The organism is Okeania sp. SIO2C9 (genome assembly GCF_010672455.1).
In the GTDB taxonomy this organism is placed as follows: domain Bacteria; phylum Cyanobacteriota; class Cyanobacteriia; order Cyanobacteriales; family Microcoleaceae; genus Okeania.
In genome coordinates this window covers 1-7,724 of record NZ_JAAHGO010000157.1, presented here as the reverse complement: position 1 = coordinate 7,724, position 7,724 = coordinate 1, and the positions used below count along the sequence as shown (strand labels likewise).

The window sequence follows — 7,724 nt, the reverse complement described above, 5'->3', positions numbered from 1 at the left end:
TCCCCATCTCCCCATCTCCCCATCTCCCCATCTCCCCATCTCCCCATCTCCCCATCTCCCCATCTCCCCATCTCCCCATCTCCTCATCTCCCCATCTAACCATCTCCCCATCTCCCCATCTCCCTTCTTCCTAATTCCCTGTTCAGAATTTTTTAGCGGTTTGTGCAACTGGGTCAAATTCAAACCTTTCAGAAGATTTTGTTTCACCATAAATATTAAAAGTAAATGTAGGTTCATCTCCGATTACTTCTATATTATGAATAGCATTAGAAGTGAAACTAATTAAATCTCCTGGTTGTAATATTTTTTCTCCGACTCTTTCAATTTTATATTTATTTTCTGGGTCAGGACTACGTTTCCAAAATGTATTTTTTTCCTGGCCTTTTAATACTGCTACTATTCCCCAGGTACCATGATTATGAATTGTTGAAATTGTGCCTGGCATGAATTTTACTGTTTGTACTGTTAAGGGAAATCCTAACTCATCGTATAACAAAATAACCGAAGTTCCTGTTTTTTCGCAAGGTTCTGGCTCCTGACTTTGCAGCCAATATGAATTAGTAATAAATTGTCGAACTAAAAGTCGAATTTTCTGTAGAGAACTCGCTTCATCTGTGGCATCTTTTAGGGTATCTTCTAGTTCTGTTAAGAATCTATACAACCGATAATTTTCTCTTAATAATTTCCATTCATTCACCGTTTCACAAGGTTGACATTGACCGTCTTCAGTCAAAAACCAATCTCGATTTTTCATCTTGTTTCTCCTCTGGTATTGCTGATGCTTCAGTTAACTATAAGTTGTGAGAATTGACTAAAAATACTTATATATTATATAGCTACAGTTAATACTAGAATTGTAAGAAAATATGAAATTTTTTCTAGTGAGTTGAATTGTAGGTTTTTAGAAGAAAAATTGATATTTTACTGTGACATATTTTACAAATTTTCTGAATAAATTGTTTAAATTTATAACTGGCGATCGCGAAGTATTATGTAGATGCACCAGCATATTTCATATCAGTGAGGTACATCTGTTGCGGGCAAGATGCCCACACTACAAAGACTTTATCATTAATATTTGTACCTGATATACTTACAGCAGATTGTAAGTAAATAAAATTTCAACCCTTGCTAGAAACTTTTGAGTGAGGATAATTTTAATACAGTTCTAATTTACCTATTTCTTGTACTTCTCCAGAAAGAGATTGGCGTACTGATACTATTAAATTAGCTTTACAATCAGGACAAGTTATATCATGTCCGGTTGAATACTTACACTTTGGAGGAGGTAAGGCAGAAGGCAGGAGGCAGGAGGCAGAAGGAAAGAAAAGGTTAGAAGGGAAAAGGTTTTTTATCACGCTCTTATCCGGACATGATATTAGTGTTTGACTACTTTCTACCTACTCATAATCATTATCAGTGGGTGGCAGTATAAAAGAAAAAGATAGGGATGGCAGTTTAAATTTTTTCTTGAAGTTTGGGCATTTTCTAGTAGTATTTTTATTTTTTTTGTAGCCATTTTATTTTTTTTAGTTAGGGAACAAGGAATAGAGAATAAAATAGACTTTTGTGTTTGAGCAGTCAATCTAAAAATAATTTTTTCTGCTTATTTAAGCTGACAATCAAATATATAGCAATATGATTTTAGTTGTGAGATATTCAAGACTTTTAGGCAACAAGCAACAGGCAACAGGGAAGAAGAAAAAACGAATACATAAGAATAAGATAACTGCCATATTTTATACTTTAAAGGAACACCTCAATTCTCACATCTGATTGCTGATTGCTATATAATTAATTTGGCTTGAATACTTAGAAAATTTTGTTTGAGTAGTTCAATCTAAGCTATTAATTCTATACGTTTTCCTACCGACGGCTTTCCTATCTGACTCCTAACTCCTAATTAACTATCTAATTATACCAATGCTACCAGATTTGATATTATAGCAGTTGAAGGAAAAGACCCGGACAGATCGACAGCTTAAAACTCAGACAACGTCATTTCAGTTATCAGTTATCAGTTATCAGTACCTCTGCAATAAGGAGGCAAGAAAATACGGAATTATCTTTTTTTTATCACCTTAAAAGACGAGGCGCATACCCACAATTTTTCGGTAAGATTTTTCATTCTTCCTTCTTCCTTCTTCCTTCTTCCTTCTGCTATATTGCAGAAAATTTTGACAAAAAAAAGTAGGGATATTGTATGCAAAATCCCTACTGTAAACTAATTATAAAGTAATAGTTTGAAACCAAGCTAAAAGCTAAAAGCTAATTGCCGATCGCTATATTATTTGAAGATACCAGAAACTGATAACACTTCAGACTCAGGCATCTTGGGGAATAATGGTCCTTTTGCAAAGAGTTGAGGATTAGCTTTAGCAAAAGTGTATGATTGACGAACCTGACTATTTACTGCCACTGTTTTCGCATCGTACATCCGAGTTGCCATTTTAGGATATAAACCAATACCAATAATCAAAACCAAGAAACAAGCAGCGATCGCTACTTCTCGTGGCCTTGCATCAGTATAGACAGCATTGGCAGGTAAGACACAATTAGTACCGTAGCAAACTGCCTCATCTAAAATTTCGTTTTCATAAGGAGTATCTTTGAGGATACAAGTAGGTGCTTTACCAGTGCTGTAGAACATTTGACGCAACATGGAAAGCAGATAAATAGGTGTCAAAATCAAACCAACTGCTGCGAGGAAAACTGTTACAGTGCGGAAAGTCGAACTATAAACATCGCTGCTAGTCACTCCGACGAATACCATCAGTTCGCTAGCAAACCCACTCATTCCAGGAAGTGCTAAAGATGCCATGGCACTAATAGTAAATAGAGCAAATACTTTTGGCATTACTTGACCAAGACCACCCATTTCGTCCAACTTCAGAGTGTGGAGGCGATCATAAGTTATACCCGCGAGGAAGAATAACACCGCAGCAATTAAACCGTGGGAAATCATCTGTAGTAAAGCACCACTCACACCCAAGTCAGTGAAGGAAGCAATACCTAATAAAACAAAGCCCATGTGAGCCACAGATGAATAAGCCAAACGGCGCTTCATATTAGACTGGCCAAAAGAGTTCAACCCGCCATAAACAATATTAACAACGCCCAGAATTGCCAGAATAGGAGCAAAGTAAACATGAGCATCAGAGAGCATTTCTAAGTTGAGACGAATTAATCCATATCCACCCATTTTGAGCAATACACCTGCCAGAACCATTGATACAGGTGAAGAGGCTTCGCCGTGAGCATCGGGTAACCATGTATGTAGAGGGAAAATGGCTAATTTTACTCCAAAAGCGATTAATAATCCTGCGTAAAGTAGAAGCTCTAGGGTCAGCGGATAATCTTTCAGACCTAGTTCCACCATGTCGAAGGTAATATTGCCGCCACCGTATAAGGCCATTCCCAAGGCTGCCACTAGAATAAATATAGAAGCGGCTGCTGTATAGAGCAAGAATTTTGTTGCAGCGTAGCGACGCTTTTGGCCACCCCAAATTGAAATGAGCAGGTAGACAGGAACTAGCTCCAGTTCCCACATAATAAACAGTAGCATCATGTCTTGGGCTACGAATACTCCTATCTGGGCGGAGTATAGCAGCAGCATTAGAAAATAAAAAAGACGTGGTTTGTAGTCTACTTGCCACGCCGAGAATATTGAAAGTGTTGTTACCAGGCCAGCTAGTAGTACCAGTGGCATAGATAAACCGTCTACTGATACTGCCCAACTTAGACCTATCTGAGGGAGCCAGGCATATTTTTCTACGAGTTGAAAAGCTGAGTCGCTGGCATTGTAGCTATTCCAGAAGGCGTAGCACATCAGTGCAAAATCTATAATTCCTACACCAAGGGCGTACCATCTCATGGTTTTTCCGTTTTTATCGGGGATGACGGGGATGAGTAGGGCAGCCAGAAGTGGCAGTAGGACTATGGTGGTCAGCCAGGGAAATTGAGTTGCCATAACAGTGAGAACAAATACTTACCTTTGGTCATTTCCATATTACTAAACTTTGTAAACCTTTGTAAATAAATATTGAAAAAAATATAAATATTTATATCTAATCACTACATAAGTTTAATTTATCAGTCAGGAGTCAGGAGTCAGGAGTCAGGAGTCAGGAGTCAGGAGTCAGAAGTTATTTTTGTAACGGGGATGCGTGAGCAACTCTCCAAAAATATTTCGCCTTAAAAGGCAGGGTTTTAGACCCAATTATTTTGATAAATTAAGGTATAAGAAGGGTCAGGAGGAGAAAGTTTTTTGTTTGCGTCAACACGCGTGGAGTTTGCTCGCGCTATTGAGCGGATATAATATAAAGTCTTGCTAGTGATATAGAACACTTACTCAGATAATACAAGCTGAATAATAATTATTTTGATGTCAGGATTTTCTACTAAAAAAATATTATCGATCGCATTATTTGTGAATTTTGTGGCGATCGCTGCTGTTATCTTCCGGGCAATACTATTGGATAAAGGACCATATCGATATTTTGATGAGGGGTCTTTGATTAATTGGTTTTCGGGTATTCAGTTATTAATTATTGCTGGAATTAACTGGAAAATTTATCGTTTAAGAATTGGCAGACAAGGGGTATCTCAGCCTGGAAAGAATTATCAAAGACTTTGGCAGTTTTTTACTTTTGGTTTTGTGTTCTGTGCTGTGGATGAACTAATTCAAATCCATGAAAGGTTAGATAAATTTATTCATTGGATATTTCAAATTCAGGAAACTGCTTTGACTGATAGTATTGATGATTTAATTATTGTGATTTATGGGATTATTGGGTTGTTGGTAATTTACTATTTTCGTCAGGAGTTTTATCGGTATCGAGAGGCTTTTACTTATTTTAAAATTGCTTTGATTTTAGCTTGTTTTTCTATTGCACTTGATTTTTTTACTCAAGGTCAAGAAACATCAAATTTGTTGAATGAAACTCAAGAATTGCAAAGAGAATGGCTCAGGAGTGTTGAGGAAATATTTAAAGTTTTTGCTGAAGTATTTTTGATTACTACTTTTTATAAATGTTTGAGAATTGCTAAAAGAATAAATCTTAATTTTTAATAGTAGATAAAGTCGGGTATTTCATTAATTGATAATGGATAATTGATAATTACCTCTGGTTAAAACCGCTACGGAATTGAATATAAGGAGATATTATTTCTTCACAGGAGTCGATTGGATATGGCGAGGTCTCCTCGCCATCCCTCGACCGCTTTTTTCCCCTTAAAAGGGGAGGCTTTAAACCATAATTATTAATTGTTGAAAGCGGTTTTCACTTAGGTAAACCTTGTAAGGACTTTCCATGGAACGTCCCTACAAGGTTTTGATTGTAGGGTTTTGATTGTAACGATGTGGTTCATCAATAGACATCTCCAATAATAAAAATTGTTAATTTCTGTACTTCTTATGGGAGGAATCTGCTGTAATATTTACCCAAACAATTGCTCAAAAGCAGGGGGGTTTAATTACTGCAGATAGTCATCCAGGAAAAGGTTGTTGTTTTACTACGCGTTTACCAGGATTAGAAAAGCTAAAAAGTCAGTCTAAGTAATGATAAGTTTGTACAGTTTTATAGCGTTTTTCATTTCAGTAGACCACAGTAGGGGCGTTAACGTAGTTATGCGTAGCAAATGGCATTCGCCCTTACAGGGTTTTGGTTATGACGATGTGGTTTATCAATCTCAAAAGCGCTGTAAGTAGTAAGTCAAGGTTAGTCAAAAGGAATCAATAATAAACTTCCCTTTGTGGGAATCTTTTGGGAATTTTTGTTACTAAAACGCCAATATTGTTGATAATTGTTCAAAAAGTTTTGCCCTAAAATTCCATCAACTTCTAATAATTTCAATACAGGGGAAGATAAAATCACTGTTTCTAAATTTGTGAGTTGATAATTTCCCATTTTTACTTTAGCTAAAGAGGCATATTCTGCCATTTCTATGCCACAAAAACCTTGCACTCTAATTTCCTGTCTCTCAGCAACAGAAATATTTAAATGACTGGCTAATTTTTGAGAAATAAAAATACTTTCTGCACCCGTATCTAACATAAAAATAAACGGACCTTTGCCATTAATTTCTACCTCAGCTAACATCACACCTAACTTCGCTTTAAGTTGAATAGCATCATCAATATTTGTAGTAGGTATTGGAGTAGGAGGCAATAATTTTAATTCTTGAGTTTGAGGATTAATTTCTACATCAAAATTACTCAAAATATCCATTCCTAAAACTCCCGATAATCCATCTGGCATGACAGTAGTAGTAAATTCTAAAACTGTTAATCCTTCTACTTTGACATTATCAATTTTGAACACTGGTAAACTATGCAAATTAGATTTCATTTCTGGGCATTCATCTCCCGCTACTGCATAGGTTAAAAGTTCTTGCGGTACTGGTTTTCCCATTAAACCTAATTCTTTTACAGTTTCTGTTGCAATAATAGAAGTAGAAGCACCAGTATCTAATAAAAAATTACCTAATTTTTTTCCCAGAGTTGCTGTCAAACTAAAAGCTTTTCCTCCTGTTAAAAATTGCAAAGGGATAGTTGCCTTACCTGTGACTTTTGGGCGGGGTAAATTTAGACCTTCTAATTCTACAATAGCTCCAATTTTTCTGTATTTATGAGTAGTATTTTCTGCAATTTCAGGATTTACACAAAGTTCTCTATTTTCTCCTATATTTTGTTGAGGTATGTTGCCACACACCCTAGTGTATTTCTGACGAGCTATAGCTAAATTTTGCGAAAAAATAATAGGTGTTGGTGCAACTAAATTATGGAGAAAAATTTGACAGCTAATAGAGCTGAAAATAATAGCTATAATACTCCAAAATTTGTTCATAATTGTTAATTAGTATACAGAAATACTTAATTATTTACTCCTGACTCGGTTCTCCTGAGGACTGACTCCTCTCATCATACAATAACTAATTATCCGGATACTATATAATAGAGTTGTTGGGAATTAAGCTAAAAAAATAGCTCAAACCCTTATTAGTCAATGTTTATAGCGTTTTTAAGCCATGAAATCATGAAAACCTTATACGGTAAGCTTTTGAGCATTGTTCAATCTTTATTTCCCAACAACTCTAATATAGAATCCAGTTATATCGTATATGTTTATAATATCAAATCCGTTGGCTTCGGAGTAATATAATTCCGTTGATCGTCATACAACGGGTAAGGGTATTAGCGGAAGCTCTACGTCAGCAAATGCCCAGAAAGCCCCTAAAATAAGGGCGAATTGCCATTCGCCCCTACTTTAATACTGAATAACATCGATGCTACCGGATTTGATATAACTATACTTCAAGCATTCAATCTCCCCTACTCCCCTACTCCCCTACTTCCCCTAACTATATAATAAGTGTTCAACCAGATTTAATATAAGAGCTGATTTATTTGGTGTGCATTCCCTTGCGCCTAAGGGTTGTGCAGGGTCGCATCCGCTTTTTTCTGTTGTTTTGGGCTTCTTTTGATTCGAGGGCGATCGCTTCTGACCATAGAATAATTCATTTAGGATCTTTCCCATTACCAAGGACTACCAACCATAGTAAACCCTGCCCAATAATAAGGATGAGATAAATTATCATTCTCTATATTTTCTAACGCTGGAGGTAACGGCACTACCCTACGCTCTCCACTTCCCTTTAACTCCCCATCTGCAATAACTACCTCTCCCCGCAACATCGCTAACTGCGCCTTTCTCAATGCCTCT

The 7,724-nt window shown here is 36.4% G+C and carries 5 protein-coding genes; 1 reads left to right on the top strand and 4 read right to left on the bottom strand.

Annotated elements, in window-relative coordinates; translation table 11 throughout:
- Positions 1 to 142: 142 nt before the first annotated feature.
- Together F6K23_RS39540 and F6K23_RS39535 are read right to left on the bottom strand one after the other, a co-directional pair.
- Positions 143 to 754 (bottom strand): cupin, encoded by a 612-nt coding sequence (locus F6K23_RS39540; RefSeq protein ID WP_293166536.1) that lies wholly within the window; start codon positions 752 to 754, stop codon positions 143 to 145.
- Between the two features lie 1,533 nt (positions 755 to 2,287).
- Positions 2,288 to 3,970 (bottom strand): NAD(P)H-quinone oxidoreductase subunit 4, encoded by a 1,683-nt coding sequence (locus F6K23_RS39535; protein ID WP_293166534.1) that lies wholly within the window; start codon positions 3,968 to 3,970, stop codon positions 2,288 to 2,290.
- Positions 3,971 to 4,384: 414 nt separating this feature from the next.
- Here F6K23_RS39535 and F6K23_RS39530 point away from each other — a divergent pair, with 414 nt between their 5' ends.
- Positions 4,385 to 5,071, top strand: coding sequence for a hypothetical protein (locus tag F6K23_RS39530; RefSeq protein WP_293166532.1), 687 nt, complete (start codon positions 4,385 to 4,387; stop codon positions 5,069 to 5,071).
- 649 nt (positions 5,072 to 5,720) lie between these two features.
- On the opposite strand, the gene F6K23_RS39525 is transcribed toward F6K23_RS39530, so the two are convergent.
- Positions 5,721 to 6,848 carry a retropepsin-like aspartic protease gene (locus F6K23_RS39525; RefSeq protein WP_293166531.1) on the bottom strand — a complete coding sequence of 376 codons (1,128 nt, stop codon included), beginning with the start codon at positions 6,846 to 6,848 and terminating at the stop codon, positions 5,721 to 5,723.
- A gap of 689 nt (positions 6,849 to 7,537) precedes the next feature.
- Positions 7,538 to 7,724, bottom strand: a 187-nt coding sequence (locus tag F6K23_RS39520; protein ID WP_293166530.1) for a CHAT domain-containing protein, incomplete at its 5' end; no start/stop codon positions are given.

Coding starts and splice junctions, on each gene's coding strand:
- F6K23_RS39540 (WP_293166536.1), bottom strand. CDS start 754: ATGAAAAATCGAGATTGGTTTTTGACTGAAGACGGTCAATGTCAACCT.
- F6K23_RS39535 (WP_293166534.1), bottom strand. CDS start 3,970: ATGGCAACTCAATTTCCCTGGCTGACCACCATAGTCCTACTGCCACTT.
- F6K23_RS39530 (WP_293166532.1), top strand. CDS start 4,385: ATGTCAGGATTTTCTACTAAAAAAATATTATCGATCGCATTATTTGTG.
- F6K23_RS39525 (WP_293166531.1), bottom strand. CDS start 6,848: ATGAACAAATTTTGGAGTATTATAGCTATTATTTTCAGCTCTATTAGC.